The organism is Mycolicibacterium sp. HS_4_1, from assembly GCF_054515875.1.
Window position 1 is genome coordinate 2,674,600 of record NZ_CM137261.1, and the last position, 17,161, is coordinate 2,691,760.

Consider the following 17,161-nt stretch of genomic DNA (forward strand, 5'->3'; position numbering starts at 1 on the left):
TGCACCTCCGTCAATACCACGCAAGTATCGCGCCGGGACGGGAACATTTGGGCCGGTTTACGCGGTTGCGTCAGTCATGACCGAATTCACGGACGCCGCGTCCTTCCATGCCTTCAACGCCGCCATCGTCGACGAGTTCCGCGCGAACGGCGGCAAGGTGGGTGGACAGTTCGAGGGCGGCAATCTGCTGCTGTTGCACACCACCGGTGCCAAGTCGGGGCAACCGCGGATGTCGCCATTGGCGTACCTGCCGGTCGACGGCAAGATCATCATCGTCGGCTCGAAGGCCGGCGCCGATACCCATCCCGACTGGGTGCACAACCTGCGCGCCAACCCGGCCGCGCACGTCGAGATCGGCACCGACGCCGGCCTGGACGCCTACACCGTCGTCGCCCGCGAACTGCCCGACGACGAGCGCGAGGCCACGTATCCGCTCATCACGGCCGTGGCCCCCGTCTTCGCCGACTACCAGGCGAAGACGTCGCGCGTCATCCCGCTCTTCGAGCTCGTGCGCGCCTGAGGCGCTACAGCCGCTCGATGATGGTGGCGTTCGCCATGCCGCCGCCCTCGCACATGACCTGCAGCCCGTAGCGTCCGCCGCGCTGCTCGAGCGCGTTGACCAGGGTGCTCATGATGCGTGCACCGCTGGCGCCGAGCGGGTGGCCGATGGCGATGGCGCCGCCGTTGACGTTCGTCTTCCCGAGATCGGCCCCCGTGTCGGCCGCCCAGGCCAGCACGACCGGCGCGAACGCCTCGTTGACCTCGAACAGGTCGATGTCGGAGAGCGACAGGCCGGACCGGGCCAGCACCTTCTCGGTCGCCGGGATGACGCCGGTCAGCATGTACAACGGATCCGAGCCGACCGCGGTCATGGTGTGGATGCGGGCCAGCGGCTCGAGGCCGTGGCTGCGGGCGAAGGCGCCACTGGTGATCATGACCGCCGCGCTGCCGTCGGACAGCGGTGACGAGTTGCCGGGTGTGATCTCCCAGCGGATCTGGGGGAAACGCGCGGCGTAGGCGTCGCTGTAGAAGGCCGGCTTCAGTCCGGACAGCGTCTCCATGGACGTGCCGGGCCGGATGATCTCGTCGGCGGTCAGGCCGGCCACCGGCACGAGTTCGTTGTCGAACAGTCCGTCCTTGGCGGCTCGTGCCGCCTTCTCGTGGCTGGCGGCGGAGAACTCGTCCAGTTGGGCACGCGAAAAGTTCCATCGCGCGGCGATCAGCTCGGCGCTGATGCCCTGGGGGACAAGACCGTCGGGATAGCGCTCGGCCATGCCGGCGCCGAACGGGTTGCTGCCGGGCAGCACGGCCGTGCCCATCGGAACCCGGGACATCGACTCGACGCCCGCGGCGATCACCGCGTCGTATGACCCGGCGAGCACACCCTGCGCGGCGAACGAGATGGCCTGCTGCGAGCTGCCGCACTGCCGGTCGACGGTGGTGCCGGGCACGCTCTCCGGGAAACCTGCTCCCAGCACGGCGTTGCGGGCGATGTTGGCCGCCTGATCGCCGGCTTGCGTGACGGCACCGCTGATGACGTCGTCGACCAGTGCGGGATCGACGACCGTGCGGTCCACCACCGACCGCAGGCTGTGGGCGAGCAGATCGACGGGAAGAACGTCGTGCAACGCGCCGCTCGCTTTGCCCTTGCCGACCGGTGTGCGTACCGCCGCCACGATGACGGCGTCGCGGTCTGTGTATCCGGACATCAGAATCCTCCTGCAACTCCACGCTGAGTACTGCTTCCTATACTCAGATCTAACACCTGGGTATGGCAAGAACAACCCAGCGGTAGAGTGATTCGCATGACAGCGCTCCAGGGTGTCCTCGCCGATCGCGACACATGGTCGGCCGTCGGCCAGTGCGCCATCGAGAAGACCATGTCGTTGGTCGGCACCAAATCAGCGATGCTGCTCCTGCGCGAGGCCTATTACGGCACAACACGATTCGATGACTTCGCCCGACGGGTCGGCATCACCAAGGCGGCCACCTCGGCCCGGCTGGCCGAGCTGGTCGAGGCCGGCCTGCTCACCAAACGGCCGTACCAGGAGCCCGGCCAGCGCAGCCGCGACGAATACGTCCTGACCCAGGCGGGCACGGACTTCATGCCGGTGGTGTGGGCGATGTTCGAGTGGGGCCGCAAGCACCTGGGCGACACCGGACTGCGGCTCACGCACCTGGGGTGCGGCGCCGACGCCACTGTGGAGATCCGGTGCGCGGCGGGACACGAGGTGCCGCCCGAGGAGCTCGGAATGAAGCTGGCCCGGCACCGCGGTCGGTAACCTTCGGCCGTGCTGCATCTACGCGTCATCACGCCACCGGAGCTCACCGAGTCGGTGCTCGACCTGTACCGGCATCACCGCGGAATCGCCAACGTGGTCGCGCATCGCGGCGCCGCGATCGATCCGCAAGGTGACGTGGTCACCGCCGACATCGCCCGCGACGCCGCAGACGGCTTGATCGGCGGGCTGCGGGCCCTGGGCATCGACCAGGACGGCGCGATCACGATGGAAGTGCTCGACACCGTGCTGTCCACCGCGGCCTACCGTGCCGAGGACGAGATACACGGCGACGGTGAAGACGCGGTGGTCTGGGACGAACTGGTGCTGCGCACGCGCGAACAGAGCAGTCTCAGCCTGTCGTACCTGGCCTTCCTCTGCATCGCCTGTCTGCTGGCGGCGGTGGGCGTGGTCACCGACTCGGCCATCACGGTGGTCGGAGCCATGGTGGTGGGGCCGGAATTCGGGCCGCTGGCCGCGCTGGCGGTCGCGGTCGTGCGGCGCAAGGGTTACCTCGCGCGGCGAGCCGCGCTGGCGCTGGTCATCGGATTCCCGGTGGCGATGGCCATCACAGCAGTGGCGACCCTCGGCTTCGAGGCACTCGGCTGGGTGACGCTACGCAGCATCCATCAACTGCAGAACGTCGACTTCATCTTCCAGGTCGGGCCGTTCTCGTTCGTGGCGGCGCTGCTGGCCGGAGCGGCCGGCATGCTCTCGCTGGTGACGTCGAAATCGGCTGCGCTGATTGGGGTTTTCATCTCGGTGACAACGGTCCCGGCGGCCGGGATGTCGGTCGTCGCGGCCACCACCCGGGACTGGGACGTGGCCCTGGCGTCGGCCGGACAGCTGGCCGTCAACATGATCGGCATCACAGCGGCAGGCGTGCTGGTGCTGGCCGGGTACAACCGGACGCGCCGCAGTTAGCGTGCTCCGCTCTGCGACCTGCCGGTTCTTGTGGTGGGATCGATCGCTATGGCAATCAAAGTGGCGCTGGAGCATCGCACCAGCTACACGTTCGACCGACTGGTCAAGGTGCACCCGCACGTGGTGCGGTTGCGCCCGGCGCCGCACTCGCGCACACCGATTGAGGCCTACTCGCTGCAGGTCGAACCTGCCGACCACTTCATCAACTGGCAGCAGGACGCGTTCGGTAACTTCGTGGGGCGCTTGGTGTTTCCGAACCGAGCCAACCGCCTGAGCATCACGGTCGGACTGATTGCCGACCTCAAGGTGATCAACCCCTTCGACTTCTTCATCGAGGAATGGGCCGAAACCGTCCCGTTCGCTTACCCGGACAACCTGCTCGACGATCTCAAGCCCTACCTGCGTCCGGTTGAGGATTCCGGCGACCTGACGGCGGCGTGGGTCCGCAACTTCGACGTCGCGTCGGGGACGGGCACCATCGATTTCCTGGTCGCGCTCAACCGGGCGGTCAACGCCGACGTCTCCTACAGTGTCCGGCTCGAACCCGGGGTCCAGACACCGGATTTCACGCTGCGCACCGGCATCGGCTCGTGCCGCGACTCCGCCTGGCTCCTGGTAGCGATCCTGCGACAGATGGGCTTTGCGGCGCGCTTCGTATCCGGCTATCTCGTGCAGTTGAGTGCCGACATCGAGGCGCTGGACGGGCCGTCGGGTCCGCCGGCCGACTTCACCGACCTGCACGCCTGGACCGAGGTATACATTCCGGGCGCCGGCTGGGTCGGTCTGGACGCCACCTCGGGCCTGCTGGCGGGGGAGGGCCATATCCCGCTGTCGGCCACGCCGCACCCGGAATCGGCCGCGCCGATCACCGGCGCCGTCGACCCCTGCGAAGCCACCCTCGATTTCGTCAATGTGGTGACGCGGGTGCACGAAGACCCACGCGTCACCCGGCCGTACACCGAACAGGCGTGGGCGTCGATCACAGCCCTCGGCTCCGTCATCGACAAGCGGATGGCCGAGCGCGACGTGCGGCTGACCGTCGGCGGCGAACCCACCTTCGTCTCGATCGACAACCAGACCGACGAGGAATGGACCACGGCCGCCGACGGGCCGCGCAAGCGCCTGTTGGCCTCGGCCCTCACCACACAGCTCAAGGACGCCTGGGCTCCGGGCGGCCTGGTGCAACGCAGCCAGGGCAAGTGGTATCCCGGAGAACCGTTGCCGCGCTGGCAGATCGGGCTGATGTGGCGCACGGACGGGACGCCGCTATGGGCCGATCCGACGCTGCTGGCCGACCCGTGGGCCGGCGAGCAGGCGACGCCCGTGCCGGCAGATGCCGGACTGCTGCTGCTCACCGAGATCGCCGCCGGGCTCGGGTTGCCGGACAGTCAGGTGCGCCCGGCGTACGAGGACGCGCTCGCGAGACTGGCCGACGCCGTGCGCCTACCGGCCGGGGACCCGGTCACCGACGACCTGACGGACGACGGTGCAGCACCGCGAAAAGCCCTGGTGGATAGGCTCGATGCGGCGGTGACCGACCCTGCCGCATTCGTGCTGCCGCTGCACCGCCGCGACGATGACACCGGTTGGGAGTCCGCGGATTGGCGACTGCGCCGGGGCCGCCTGGTCCTCACGGCCGGAGATTCACCAGCAGGCCTGCGGTTGCCGTTGAACTCGATCAGCTGGCATCCGCCGCGGCCGGTGCCCGATGCCGACCCGTTGGCCGGGGAGAGTGGCGACAGCTCGACCCGGCCCGCCGCCGTCGTCAGCGCGGACGGCGCACCCCCCACCGCCCTGGTGGCCGAAGTGCGCGAGGGCCTGCTGTATGTATTCCTGCCGCCGACAACGACATTCGGTGATTTCGCCGACCTCACCGGCCGCATCGAGCAGGCCGCCGCCAAGGTCGGCGCGCCCATCGTGATCGAAGGCTACGGACCACCGTCGGACCCACGGCTGCAGCAGATGACCGTCACCCCCGACCCCGGCGTCATCGAGGTCAACGTGGCGCCCACGGCGTCGTTCGCCGAGCAGGCAGCGCAACTGGAGACGCTGTACGAAGCGGCCCGGCAGGCCCGGCTCGGCACCGAGGCCTTCGACGTCGACGGCACGCATGGCGGCACAGGCGGCGGCAACCACATCACCCTCGGCGGCATCACGCCCGCCGACTCGCCGCTGCTGCGCCGGCCCGATCTCCTGGTGTCGATGCTGACCTACTGGCAGCGGCACCCCGCCCTGTCATATCTGTTCTCCGGTCGGTTCATCGGCACGACGTCGCAGGCGCCACGCGTCGACGAGGGGCGTCTCGAAGCGCTGTACGAGCTGGAGATCGCCTTCGCGGAGATCGCGCGGGTGGCTGATGACGGCGAAAACCGTGCCTGGGTCATCGACCGCGCCCTTCGGCACCTGCTCACCGACATCACCGGCAACACCCACCGTGCCGAGTTCTGCATCGACAAGCTCTACAGCCCGGACAGTGCCCGCGGCCGTCTCGGTCTGCTGGAACTGCGCGGCTTCGAGATGCCGCCACATTTCCAGATGGCCATGGTGCAGTCCCTGCTGGTGCGGTCGCTGGTCGCCTGGTTCTGGGACGAGCCGCTGCGGGCGCCGCTCATCCGGCACGGCGAGAACTTGCACGGCCGATACCTGTTGCCGCACTTCATTCTTCAAGACATCGCCGAGGTGGCGGCCGACCTGCGGGCACACGGCATCGCGTTCGACACCAGCTGGCTCGACCCGTTCACCGAGTTCCGCTTCCCCCGCATCGGCAGCGTGAATTACGACGGCGTCGAGCTCGAGCTGCGCGGCGCCATCGAACCGTGGAACACCCTGGGTGAGGAATCCGCGGGCACCGGGACCGCGCGCTACGTCGACTCGTCGGTGGAGCGGCTGCAGATCCGGTTGATCGGCGCCGACCGGCATCGTCATATCGTCACGGTCAACGGACATCCGGTACCGCTGCTGGCCACCGACACCCCGGATATCCAGGTCGGTGGTGTCCGGTATCGGGCTTGGCAACCACCGAGTGCCCTGCACCCCACGATCACCGTCGACGGGCCGCTGCAGATCGAACTCATCGACGGGTTCACGGGATTCTCTCGAGGCGGCTGCACGTACCACGTCTCGCATCCCGGCGGACGGGCGTACGACACTCCGCCCGTCAACGCCGTCGAAGCCGAGTCGCGGCGCAGCCGGCGCTTCGAGGCGATGGGATTCACCCCGGGTGCCGTCGATCTGGCTGATCTCCGCGAGAAACAGGCCCGCCAATCCACCGACGGCGGAGCGTCGGGCATCCTCGATCTGCGCCGGGTGCGTACCGTTCTGCGGTAATGGTTCTCCGCGCCCGCAATCTCGACGACCCCATGGCCGGGTACCGCGCTGCGCGGGCCCAGGCGCCGCTGTTCGACGTCCGCGATGTCGCGACTGTCGGCTACGACGAACTGGTTTCCGAGTCCGGCGCGGTCCGCCCGGCCTGGCAGGAACTGACCGACTGTGTCCGGGACCGGGGTCGCACCGGTCTGGACCAGCTACGCGGCGTCGTACGTGAGCTCGTCGACAACGACGGCATCACGACCATCGACAGCGAGGCCGAGGTCGACGCCTGGCAGCTCGACGCGCTGCCGCTGCTGCTGTCCGCGGGCGACTGGGCCACTCTGGAATCCGGCGTCGTGCAACGCTCCCGGCTCCTTGATGCGGTGCTGACCGACCTCTACGGCGAGCGTCGGTCCATCACTTCCGGTGTGCTGCCCGCGCAGCTGCTATACGCCCACCCCGGCTATGTGCGCGCCGCCCGGGGCATCGCGGTGCCGGGCCGGCACCAGCTGTTCCTGCACGGCTGCGACGTCAGCCGGCACCCGGACGGCAGTTTCGCGGTGAACGCGGACTGGACGCAGGCACCGTCGGGAGCGGGCTACGCGCTGGCCGACCGCAGGGTCGTCGCCCACGCGGTGCCGGACCTGTACGAGCGGGTGGCGCCCCGACCCGCGTCGCCGTGGGCACAGGCCCTGCGCCTGGCGCTGATCGACGCGGCACCGGAGGCCGCGCAGGAGCCGGTGGTCGTCGTACTGAGCCCCGGCATCCACTCCGAGACGGCCTTCGATCAGGCGTACTTGGCCAGCGTGCTGGGCTTTCCGCTGGTCGAGAGCGCCGATCTGGTGGTGCGCGAAGGCAAGCTGTGGATGCGCTCACTCGGCACCCTCAAACGCGTCGACGTCGTGCTGCGCCGCGTGGACGCCGACTACGCCGACCCGCTGGACCTACGGCCGGACTCCCGGCTGGGTGTGGTGGGCCTTGTCGAAGCACTGCGCCGCGGCGCCGTCACAGTGGTGAACACGTTGGGCAGCGGGATCCTCGAGAGCCCCGGCATCATGCGGTTCCTGCCCGAGCTGGCCCGGCTGCTGACCGGCGAAACTCCAGAGCTGGCCGGTGTCCAATGTTTCTGGGGCGGCATCGACGCCGAGCGCTCGCACCTGGTGCGCAGGCTCTCCACGCTCCTGATCCGCCCCGTGATCGGCGGCCCGGCGATCGTCGGCCCGGCGCTGTCCGTTGCGCAGCACGCCGAGCTCGCTGCCCGCATCGAGGCCACCGGATGGCAGTGGGTGGGCCAGGAGCTGCCGAAGTTCTCCTCGGCGCCCATGGACGTACTGCCCGGTGGGCTGTCGGCGGGCAGCGTCGGCATGCGGCTTTTCACCGTCGCCCAACGCAGCGGATACGCGCCGATGATCGGCGGTCTCGGCTACGTGCTGGCCTCCGGGAACGCCGCGTACAGCATGAAAACCATTGCGGCCAAAGACCTCTGGGTGCGTACCCCGGACCGGTCGACCGCCGTGCCGATGACGCCCGTCGAGCTGCCCGCCAACACCGGCAGCCCGACGCGGGCCGTCAGTTCGCCGCGCGTGCTGTCGGATTTGTTCTGGCTGGGCCGGTACGCCGAACGCGCCGAGTTCACCGCGCGACTGCTCACGGTGACCCGCGAGCGCTATCACGAGTTCCGCTACCGCCGTGACGTCCCCGGTAAGGACTGTGTGCCGGTGCTCCTCACGGCGCTGGGTGAGATCACCGGCAGCGATACGGGCTCCGATGGTGACGATGCCGAACAGGTGGCGATCGCGCCAACCACGTTGTGGGCGCTGACGGCCGACCGGCACCGTCCCGGCTCGCTGGCACAGTCGGTCGAGCGGCTCGGGCTGTCCGCGCGCGCGGTCCGCGATCAGATGTCGAACGACACGTGGATGGTGCTGGCCGCGGTGGAACGTGCGGTGCTGCATCCGGGTGACCGCGGCCGGCGGCGCGAGCCGTTGCCGCCGCCGGACTCGAAGACCGAGGGGGAGGCGTACCTGGCCACCGCCCACAGCCAGACCCTGGCCGGGATGCTGGCGCTGTCCGGCGTCGCCGCGGAATCGATGGTGCGCGACGTCGGCTGGACCATGATGGACATCGGCAAACGTATCGAGCGGGGCCTGGGCCTGACCGCACTGTTGCGGGCCACCCTCACCACGGCGCGCGGCGCCGAGACCGAGCGCACGGTGACCGAGTCGGCGCTCGTGGTGTGCGAGTCGGCCGTGATGTACCGGCGACGCACCCTGGGGAAGGTCAGCGTGGTGGCGATCGCCGAGCTGGTGCTGTTCGACGAGGAGAACCCGCGCTCGCTGGCCTTCCAGATCGAGCGGCTGCGCGCGGACCTGCGGGCGCTGCCGTCGTCCACCGGATCCACGCGGCCCGAACGAATGATGGAGGAGATCGCGACCCGGCTGCGCCGACAGGACCCCGCCGATCTCGAACACCTCGACGGGGACGGTCGGCGTGATCAACTGGCAGACCTGCTGGGCACGTTGCACGCGGACCTGCGGGAGCTGTCCGAGCTGATTCGCGCCGCACACCTGGCCCTGCCGAGCGGCATGCAGCCGCTGTGGGGTCCCGACGAACGGCGGCTGATGCCATGACGCGCGAATACCAGATCACCCATCGCACGCGGTACCGCTACTCCGACGTCGTCACCAGCTCCTACGGCCGCGGGTTCCTCACTCCGCGCAACAGCGGTCAACAGCGCTGCCAGTCGTATCGGTTGAACATCGATCCCGAACCTGCCGACCGCTCCACGAGCCGGGACGCCTACGGCAATATCAGCTCGTATTTCCATGTGACACAACCACATCACGAACTTGTCGTGACCGGACGCAGCATCGTGGAGGTCGATCCGCCGCCGGCCGGATGGTATGCGGCCGGAGCGGCCGTGGCGCCGTGGGAGGATGCCCGGCCGACCGGGCCAGAAGGTGCGCTGGCCACCGAATTCGTGCTGGACCTGCAGTCCGTGGAGATCACTGACGCGGTAAGGGCTTATGCCGCACCGAGTTTCGCCGCGGGCCGGCCTCTGATCGAGGTGCTGCGCGACCTCAACTCGCGCATCTTCAGCGACTTCACCTACCGATCCGGGTCGACGACGGTGTCGACGAAGGTCGCGGAGGTGCTGGTAGCCCGCGAGGGGGTGTGCCAGGACTTCGCGCGCCTGGCCATCGCCTGCCTGCGCGCGAACGGCCTTGCTGCGAGCTATGTCTCGGGTTATCTGGCCACCGACCCGCCGCCGGGGAAGGAACGGATGGTGGGGGTCGACGCCACGCATGCCTGGGCGTCGGTGTGGACGCCGCAGAACCAGTGGCTGGGGCTGGACCCGACCAACGACCAGATGGTCGACGAGCGCTACATCGTGGTCGGGTTCGGCCGGGACTACGCCGACGTCCCGCCGCTGCGCGGCATCATCTACACCGACTCCGACAGCAGCATCATCGACGTCTCGGTAGACGTCGCTCCGATTGCGGGAGGTTAACCGCGTGCGTGACTTCAACTGCCCCAATTGCGGTCAGCGGCTGGCCTTCGAGAACTCGGTGTGCCTGGGCTGCGGCAGCGCGCTCGGCTTCTCCCCGGAGAGTATGGCGCTGCTGGTTATCGCTCCCCCGGAGAGCAGCGATCACGCCGGTGCGGTCGCCTCGACGGACTACCAACTGTGTGCGAATCTGCACCTGGCCGAATGCAATTGGCTGGTGCCGGTGAGCCCGGTCGCGCAGCTGTGCGCATCATGCGAGTTGACGCGGACCCGGCCTGCTGACGACGACACCAAAGCCATGGCCGCCTTCGCCACCGCCGAGCAGGCCAAGCGCCGACTCATCGTCGAACTGGCCGAACTGGGTCTGCCGATCATCGGCCGCGACCGCGACCCGGAGCAGGGACTCGCCTTCGACCTGTTGTCCAGCGAGCAGCACCAGGTCTTCACCGGCCATGAGGACGGTGTCATCACGTTGGACCTCGCCGAAGGTGATGACGTCCACCGCGAACAACTGCGCGTCGAGATGGCCGAGCCGTACCGGACCCTGTTGGGCCACTTCCGTCATGAGATCGGGCACTACTACTTCTACCGCCTGATACAGCCGTCGCCCCAGGCCGTCGCGGACTTCACCGCACTGTTCGGGGACCCCGACAGCGACTATCAGGCGGCGCTGGACCGGCACTACCGCGACGGCGCGCCCGCGGGCTGGGACCAGGATTACGTGTCGTCCTACGCGACCATGCACCCGGCCGAGGACTGGGCCGAGACGTTTGCGCACTACCTGCACATCCGGGACACGCTGGACACCGCGGCGGCTTTCGGTTTAGCGCCCGCCGGCGCCACCTTTGTGCGGCCGGTGCTGGGCCCCAGCGGCTTTGACACGCTGATCGAGCTCTGGCTGCCGCTGGCCTGGGCGTTGAACATGGTCAATCGGTCGATGGGTAAAACCGATCTCTATCCGTTCGTGCTGCCGCCGGCCGTGTTGGAGAAGATGCGGTTCATCCATGCGGCAGTGGACGACAGCGGTGCGGACCGCGCGGCGCGTTGACGCGGCCCACGCAGATAGAGCACGATCGCGCCCATGATGCGCATACGGATGGGGGCAGCGGCACTAATGGGTCTGGCGGCCCTATCGCCGGCTGCATGTAGCTCGAAAACCACGGTCAAAGCCGACGACGCCGCCAAGCAGGTGGTCAAGCTGGTGTCCGATCAGAACAAGTTCACCCCCACCGATGTGAAGTGTCCGTCCGACGTTGAGGCCACCAAGGGCAGCCAATTCGACTGCCACTTCACCGGCCCACGCAACGTGCCGTACGTCGCGCACATGAAGATCGTGAAAGTCGACGGCGAGCGCATCACCTGTGACATCAAGGTCGAGAAGGCCCCGTGATCCGTCATTCGTGATCGGGCCGTGACGAAAACGTGGGTGGCGCAACCGGATCTGGCCGGCGCGGCTTCCTAGGATCGGAGCCGTGAGTGACCGATACGGATCCGATGTGCTGGCCCGCAACCCGAACGCCAAGAAACGTTCGACCGAGCAGCCTGCCGAGAAGGGGCTTGTGGTCGAGTGCGCCACGACCGGTTTCGTGGGCGCCGTGGTGCAGGTCGAATACGGCCGCATGGTTCTCGAAGACTTCGACGGCTACCGCAAGCCGTTCCCCATCGGTCCGGGGTACCTGGTCGACGGCAAACCAGTCATCCTCACCGCACCCAAGCGGTCCGCGCCCGCCGCTCCCACCCGCACCGCATCGGGTTCGGTTGCGGTGCAAGGACATCGGGCCCGTACCGCATTGGCCAGCCGCATCTACGTGGAAGGCCGTCACGACGCCGAACTCGTCGAGCAGGTGTGGGGGCACGACCTGCGGGTCGAGGGCGTGGTGGTCGAGTACCTCGGGGGTGTGGACGATCTGGCCGCCATCGTGCGGGATTTCCAACCCGGTCCTGGCCGCCGGCTCGGCGTGCTTGTCGACCACCTGGTGTCGGGCTCGAAGGAGGCGCGCATCGCCGAGCAGGTGCGCCGCGGCCCGGGCGGCGAGCACACCCTGGTGGTGGGCCACCCGTTCATCGACATCTGGCAGGCCGTCAAACCCGCCCGCATCGGGCGCGAGGCCTGGCCGGTGATCCCGCGCGGTATCGAGTGGAAGCACGGCGTCTGCGACGCGCTGGGCTGGCCGCACGCCGATCAGGCCGACATCGCGCAGGCATGGCAGCGCATCCGCCGCCGCGTGCGGGACTGGAACGATCTGGAACCGGCGCTGATCGGACGGGTCGAGGAGCTGATCGACTTCGTGACCACCCCGGCCGACTGAACCGCCGGTCGGTGCGGCGTGGTAAGCCTGAACCGTGTCTGATGGGCTGTTCGACGTAGGAGGCGATGCTGACGTATCGGCCGGCATCCCCACCCAGGCACCATTGGCCGTACGGATGCGGCCGGCCGGGCTCGACGAGGTAGTCGGTCAGGATCATCTGCTCAAACCTGGGTCGCCGCTGCGCCGGCTGGTCGAGGGCTCGGGCGCGGCCAGTGTCATCCTGTACGGCCCACCCGGCACCGGCAAGACCACGCTGGCGTCGCTGATCTCGGGTGCCACCGGTCGCCGGTTCGAAGCGCTGTCGGCGCTGTCGGCCGGCGTCAAGGACGTGCGCGCGGTGATAGAAGAAGCCCGTCGAGGCGCGATTCACGGCCGCCAGACGGTGCTGTTCATCGACGAGGTGCACCGCTTCTCCAAGACCCAGCAGGACGCCCTGCTGGCCGCGGTGGAGAACCGCGTCGTGCTCCTGGTGGCGGCGACCACCGAGAACCCGTCGTTCTCCGTGGTCGCACCGCTGCTGTCGCGATCGCTGATCCTGCAGCTGCAACCGCTGACCGCCGACGCTGTGCGGGCCGTCGTGCAGCGGGCGATCGCCGATCCGCGTGGCCTGGGCGGCGCCGTCGAGGTCGACGACGACGCCGTCGCTCTGCTGGTGACGCTGTCGGCCGGGGATGCCCGGCGTGCGCTCACGGCACTGGAGGTCGCGGCGGAAACCGCCGACGAAGAGCGCGTGACGGTCGAGGTCGTCGAACAATCGCTGGATCAGGCCGCGGTGCGCTACGACCGTGACGGTGACCAGCACTATGACGTGACCAGCGCGTTCATCAAATCGGTGCGCGGCTCCGACGTCGACGCCGCGCTGCACTACCTGGCCAGGATGCTGACCGCGGGGGAGGACCCGCGGTTCATCGCGCGCCGGCTGATGATCCTCGCCAGTGAGGACATCGGCATCGCCGACCCGACGGCGCTGCCAACCGCGGTGGCCGCCGCGCAGACCGTGCAGCTGATCGGGCTCCCGGAGGCCCAGCTGACGCTGGCGCACGCGACGGTGCACCTGGCGACGGCGCCGAAATCCAATGCGGTGACCGTGGCCCTGGGGGCGGCGATGGCCGACATCAAGGCCGGTAAGGCGGGGACGGTGCCGGCGCACCTACGAGACGGGCACTACGCCGGTGCGGCCGCCCTCGGCCACGCCCAGGGCTACAAGTACGCGCACGACCACCCGGGTGGTGTTGCGGCGCAACAGTATCCACCCGATGAGCTGGTGGGTGTCGACTACTACCGGCCCACCCCGTACGGGGCGGAACGGGAGATCGGCGGCCGCCTGGAGAAGTTGCGCGCCATCATCCGGCGGCGGCGCTAGACCAGCTCCGGCACCCGCAGGTGGGCGATGGCGAGATCGAACGCGCAATCGTCGATCTCGGTCGCACCGGCGGCCTGTACCGATTCGACCTTCAGCGCCGTCGCCTGCGGCCAGTAGTCCTCCATCAATTCGCGGGTGCGGAACGACGCCGACGACACCACCCGGCCCGAGCCGCGGTCGATGAGCAGGCTGGCGCTGCAGAACCCGGGCAGATGCTCGATCTGCCGCAGCACGGTGTCGCGGAAGTAATCGATGCCGGCCTCCATCAGGTCCGGCGGCACCGTGAGCCAGGTGGCGCGCACGCACGCGCCGTTGCCGCGTTCGCGGTGCAGGACGGCGATCTCCCACTCTTCGACCTGCGGGGCGCCGCCGCCGAACCGTTCGGCAGCCAGATTGCGGAGCCGGCGGCCCTCGCCGGCGCTGTAACGCAGGGCGTCCTCGGACTCCCAGGCGCTGGTGGCGATGCAGCGACCCGTTTCCCGGTCGACCATCAGGGACAGGCCGACAGAACCGGGTAGTTCCTGCAGCGTAGGCATGACCTCGTCGCGGATGTAGGCAATGCCGGCGTCGATCTGGTCAGGGCGCGCCATCATCGTGGTAGAACGTGCGAACACGGTCCACCCCCTCTTTCTTCGGGGCGGCGCTCCGGTGGCGCCACCGGCTAAGGACAACTGTCCTCCCCGGCGGTGCGGCGCACAATGGTTCTTGGGCTGGGGCCGAAACCGCACCCGGTACTGTTATGCGGGCAACTACCCGGTCGATGAAGGACGTCAGCACGTGCAGACACACGAGATCAGGAAACGATTCCTCGATCATTTCGTGAAAGCGGGCCACACCGAGGTGCCGAGCGCATCGGTGATCCTGGACGATCCGAACCTGTTGTTCGTCAACGCCGGCATGGTGCAGTTCGTGCCCTTTTTCCTGGGCGACCGCACCCCGCCGTACGACAAGGCGACCAGCGTCCAGAAGTGCATCCGCACGCCGGACATCGACGAGGTGGGCATCACCACCCGGCACAACACCTTCTTCCAGATGGCCGGCAACTTCTCGTTCGGCGACTACTTCAAGCGCGGCGCCATCGCGCTCGCCTGGGATCTGCTGACCAATCCGGTGTCCGAGGGCGGTTACGGCTTCGACCCCGAAAAGCTCTGGGCCACGGTGTATCTCGATGACGACGAGGCCATCGGGCTCTGGGAGGAAATCGCCGGGCTGCCGCCGGAGCGCATCCAGCGCCGAGGCAAGGCCGACAACTACTGGTCCATGGGCATCCCCGGCCCTTGCGGCCCGTGTTCTGAGATCTACTACGACCGCGGCCCTGAGTACGGCATCGACGGCGGCCCCGAGGCCAACGAGGACCGCTACATCGAAATCTGGAACCTCGTGTTCATGGAGAACGAGCGTGGCGAGGGCACCAGCAAGACCGACTTCGAAATCCTCGGCCCGTTGCCACGCCAGAACATCGACACCGGCATGGGTGTCGAGCGCATCGCCTGCCTGCTGCAGGGCGTCGACAACGTCTACGAGACCGACCTGGTCCGGCCCGTCATCGACAAGGTCGCCTCGGTCGCGCCCCGCCACTACGGCGCGGGCAACCACGCGGACGACGTGCGCTACCGCGTCATCGCCGACCACAGCCGCACCGCCGCGATCATCATCGGCGACGGCGTCACCCCGGGTAACGAGGGCCGCGGGTACGTGCTGCGGCGCCTGCTGCGCCGCATCATCCGGGCCGCCAAGCTGCTCGGCGTCGAGCAGCCGATCATGTCCGACCTGATGACCACCGTGCGCGACACGATGGGCCCGTCGTACCCGGAGCTGGTCACCGATTTCGAGCGCATCAACCGCATCGCGGTCGCCGAGGAGACCGCCTTCAACCGCACCCTCGCGTCGGGTTCGCGGCTGTTCGAGGACGCCGCGGCGGCCACCAAGGCCGCGGGCAAGACCGTCGTCTCCGGCAGTGACGCCTTCACCCTGCACGACACCTACGGGTTCCCGGTCGAGCTGACGCTCGAGATGGCGGCCGAAGCCGGCCTGTCCGTCGACGAAGAGGGCTTCCGCAGCCTCATGTCCGAGCAGCGCGCCCGTGCCAAGGCCGACGCCGCCGCCCGCAAGCACGCACACGCCGACCTGTCCGCCTACCGCGACCTGGTCGACGCCGGCCCGACCGAGTTCACCGGTTTTGCCGAATTGACTTCCGAGGCAAAAATTCTCGGCATCTTCGTGGACGGCAAGCGAGTGCCGGTGGTGACGCACGGCGGCGAGGGTGCCGGTGAGCGGGTCGAGCTGGTGCTCGACCGCACTCCGCTGTACGCCGAGTCGGGCGGTCAGATCGCCGACACCGGCTCGATCACCGGCACCGGCTCGTCGGCCACCGCCAAGGCCGCGGTAACCGATGTGCAGAAGATCGCCAAGTCGCTGTGGGTGCACACCGTCAACATCGAGTCGGGCGAGTTCGTCGAGGGCGACACCGTCACGGCCGCCGTCGACCCGACCTGGCGCCGCGGCGCCACCCAGGGGCACTCGGGCACGCACATGGTGCACGCCGCGTTGCGACAGGTGTTGGGCCCCAATGCTGTTCAGGCCGGTTCGCTCAACCGCCCGGGCTACCTGCGGTTCGACTTCAACTACCAGGGCGCGCTCAGCGACGAGCAGCGCACCCAGGTCGAGGAAGTGACCAACGAGGCGGTGCAGGCCGACTTCGAGGTGCACACCTTCAACGAGAAGCTGGAGAAGGCCAAGGCCATGGGCGCCATGGCGATGTTCGGCGAGTCGTACCCGGATGTGGTCCGCGTCGTCGAGATCGGTGGACCGTTCTCCCTCGAGCTGTGCGGTGGTACCCACGTCCAGCGCTCGGCGCAGATCGGCCCGGTGACCATCCTCGGCGAGTCGTCGGTGGGTTCGGGTGTGCGCCGCGTCGAGGCCTACGTCGGCCTGGATTCGTTCCGGCATCTGGCCAAGGAACGGGCGCTGATGGCCGGCCTGGCCTCGTCGCTGAAGGTGCCCTCGGAAGAGGTGCCCGCGCGCGTGGCCACCCTGGTCGAGAAGCTCAAGGCCGCCGAGAAGGAACTCGAGAAGGTGCGCCTGGCCGGCGCCAAGGCCGCCGCCGCGAACGCCGCGGCCGGTGCCGAGGTGATCGGTAAGGTCCGCGTCGTCGCGCAACGGCTGGCCGGTGGATTCTCCGGTGGCGACTTGCGCACCCTGACCGGTGACATCAAGGGCAAGCTCGGCTCGGAGCCGGCGGTGATCGCGCTGATCGCCGACTCGGGTGACGCGGTGCCGTACGTGGTGGCCGTCAACGCGGCCGCACAGGACCTCGGGTTCAAGGCCAACGAACTGGTGCAGCAGCTGGGCGCTGCCGTCGGCGGCCGTGGTGGTGGAAAGGCCGATCTGGCACAGGGTTCCGGTAAAGGGGCGGCGGGTATCGACGCGGGTCTGGCCGCGCTACGCGCTGAACTGGGCCGGAGCTAGC

At 68.6% G+C, this 17,161-nt stretch carries 13 protein-coding genes; 11 read left to right on the forward strand and 2 right to left on the reverse strand.

From position 1 onward, the window contains the following. Positions 1-76: 76 nt before the first annotated feature. Positions 77-520 carry a nitroreductase family deazaflavin-dependent oxidoreductase gene (locus ACX12F_RS12825; RefSeq protein WP_459369904.1) on the forward strand — a complete coding sequence of 148 codons (444 nt, stop codon included), beginning with the start codon at positions 77-79 and terminating at the stop codon, positions 518-520. Positions 521-524: 4 nt separating this feature from the next. Here ACX12F_RS12825 and ACX12F_RS12830 read toward each other — a convergent pair whose 3' ends face one another. Continuing rightward, positions 525-1,709 (reverse strand): thiolase family protein, encoded by a 1,185-nt coding sequence (locus tag ACX12F_RS12830; RefSeq protein WP_459369905.1) that lies wholly within the window; start codon positions 1,707-1,709, stop codon positions 525-527. A gap of 96 nt (positions 1,710-1,805) precedes the next feature. Between ACX12F_RS12830 and ACX12F_RS12835 the strand changes: the two genes are divergently transcribed. From ACX12F_RS12835 to ACX12F_RS12875, 9 genes are all read left to right on the forward strand, one after another. Next, complete coding sequence (locus ACX12F_RS12835; RefSeq protein ID WP_459369906.1) at positions 1,806-2,282, forward strand: winged helix-turn-helix transcriptional regulator; 477 nt, start codon at positions 1,806-1,808, stop codon at positions 2,280-2,282. Positions 2,283-2,291: 9 nt separating this feature from the next. Next, on the forward strand, positions 2,292-3,203 hold the full coding sequence (locus ACX12F_RS12840; protein ID WP_459369907.1) for a DUF389 domain-containing protein: 912 nt from the start codon (positions 2,292-2,294) through the stop codon (positions 3,201-3,203). Positions 3,204-3,251: 48 nt separating this feature from the next. Further along, positions 3,252-6,530, forward strand: coding sequence for a transglutaminase family protein (locus ACX12F_RS12845; protein WP_459369908.1), 3,279 nt, complete (start codon positions 3,252-3,254; stop codon positions 6,528-6,530). Next, positions 6,530-9,142 (forward strand): circularly permuted type 2 ATP-grasp protein, encoded by a 2,613-nt coding sequence (locus ACX12F_RS12850; RefSeq protein WP_459369909.1) that lies wholly within the window; start codon positions 6,530-6,532, stop codon positions 9,140-9,142. Before ACX12F_RS12845 ends, ACX12F_RS12850 begins: the two co-directional genes overlap by 1 nt. Continuing rightward, positions 9,139-10,023, forward strand: coding sequence for a transglutaminase family protein (locus ACX12F_RS12855; RefSeq protein ID WP_459369910.1), 885 nt, complete (start codon positions 9,139-9,141; stop codon positions 10,021-10,023). The genes ACX12F_RS12850 and ACX12F_RS12855 overlap by 4 nt, the downstream gene beginning before the upstream one ends. Before the next feature lie 4 nt (positions 10,024-10,027). Beyond that, positions 10,028-11,068 carry a zinc-binding metallopeptidase family protein gene (locus ACX12F_RS12860; RefSeq protein ID WP_459369911.1) on the forward strand — a complete coding sequence of 347 codons (1,041 nt, stop codon included), beginning with the start codon at positions 10,028-10,030 and terminating at the stop codon, positions 11,066-11,068. A gap of 33 nt (positions 11,069-11,101) precedes the next feature. Continuing rightward, a complete protein-coding gene (locus ACX12F_RS12865) occupies positions 11,102-11,410 on the forward strand; it encodes a DUF4333 domain-containing protein (protein ID WP_459369912.1) in 309 nt (102 codons plus the stop codon). 82 nt (positions 11,411-11,492) lie between these two features. Beyond that, on the forward strand, positions 11,493-12,329 hold the full coding sequence (locus ACX12F_RS12870) for a DUF3097 domain-containing protein (protein WP_459369913.1): 837 nt from the start codon (positions 11,493-11,495) through the stop codon (positions 12,327-12,329). Positions 12,330-12,363: 34 nt separating this feature from the next. Beyond that, positions 12,364-13,692, forward strand: a complete 1,329-nt coding sequence (locus ACX12F_RS12875; RefSeq protein WP_459369914.1) for a replication-associated recombination protein A — start codon at positions 12,364-12,366, stop codon at positions 13,690-13,692. Here the strand turns inward: ACX12F_RS12875 and ACX12F_RS12880 are convergent. Then, positions 13,689-14,306 (reverse strand): hypothetical protein, encoded by a 618-nt coding sequence (locus tag ACX12F_RS12880; protein ID WP_459369915.1) that lies wholly within the window; start codon positions 14,304-14,306, stop codon positions 13,689-13,691. The two genes, ACX12F_RS12875 and ACX12F_RS12880, sit on opposite strands and share 4 nt — an antisense overlap. A gap of 163 nt (positions 14,307-14,469) precedes the next feature. Between ACX12F_RS12880 and alaS the strand changes: the two genes are divergently transcribed. Next, positions 14,470-17,160 carry an alanine--tRNA ligase gene (gene alaS / locus ACX12F_RS12885; protein WP_459369916.1) on the forward strand — a complete coding sequence of 897 codons (2,691 nt, stop codon included), beginning with the start codon at positions 14,470-14,472 and terminating at the stop codon, positions 17,158-17,160. Position 17,161: the final 1 nt, after the last annotated feature.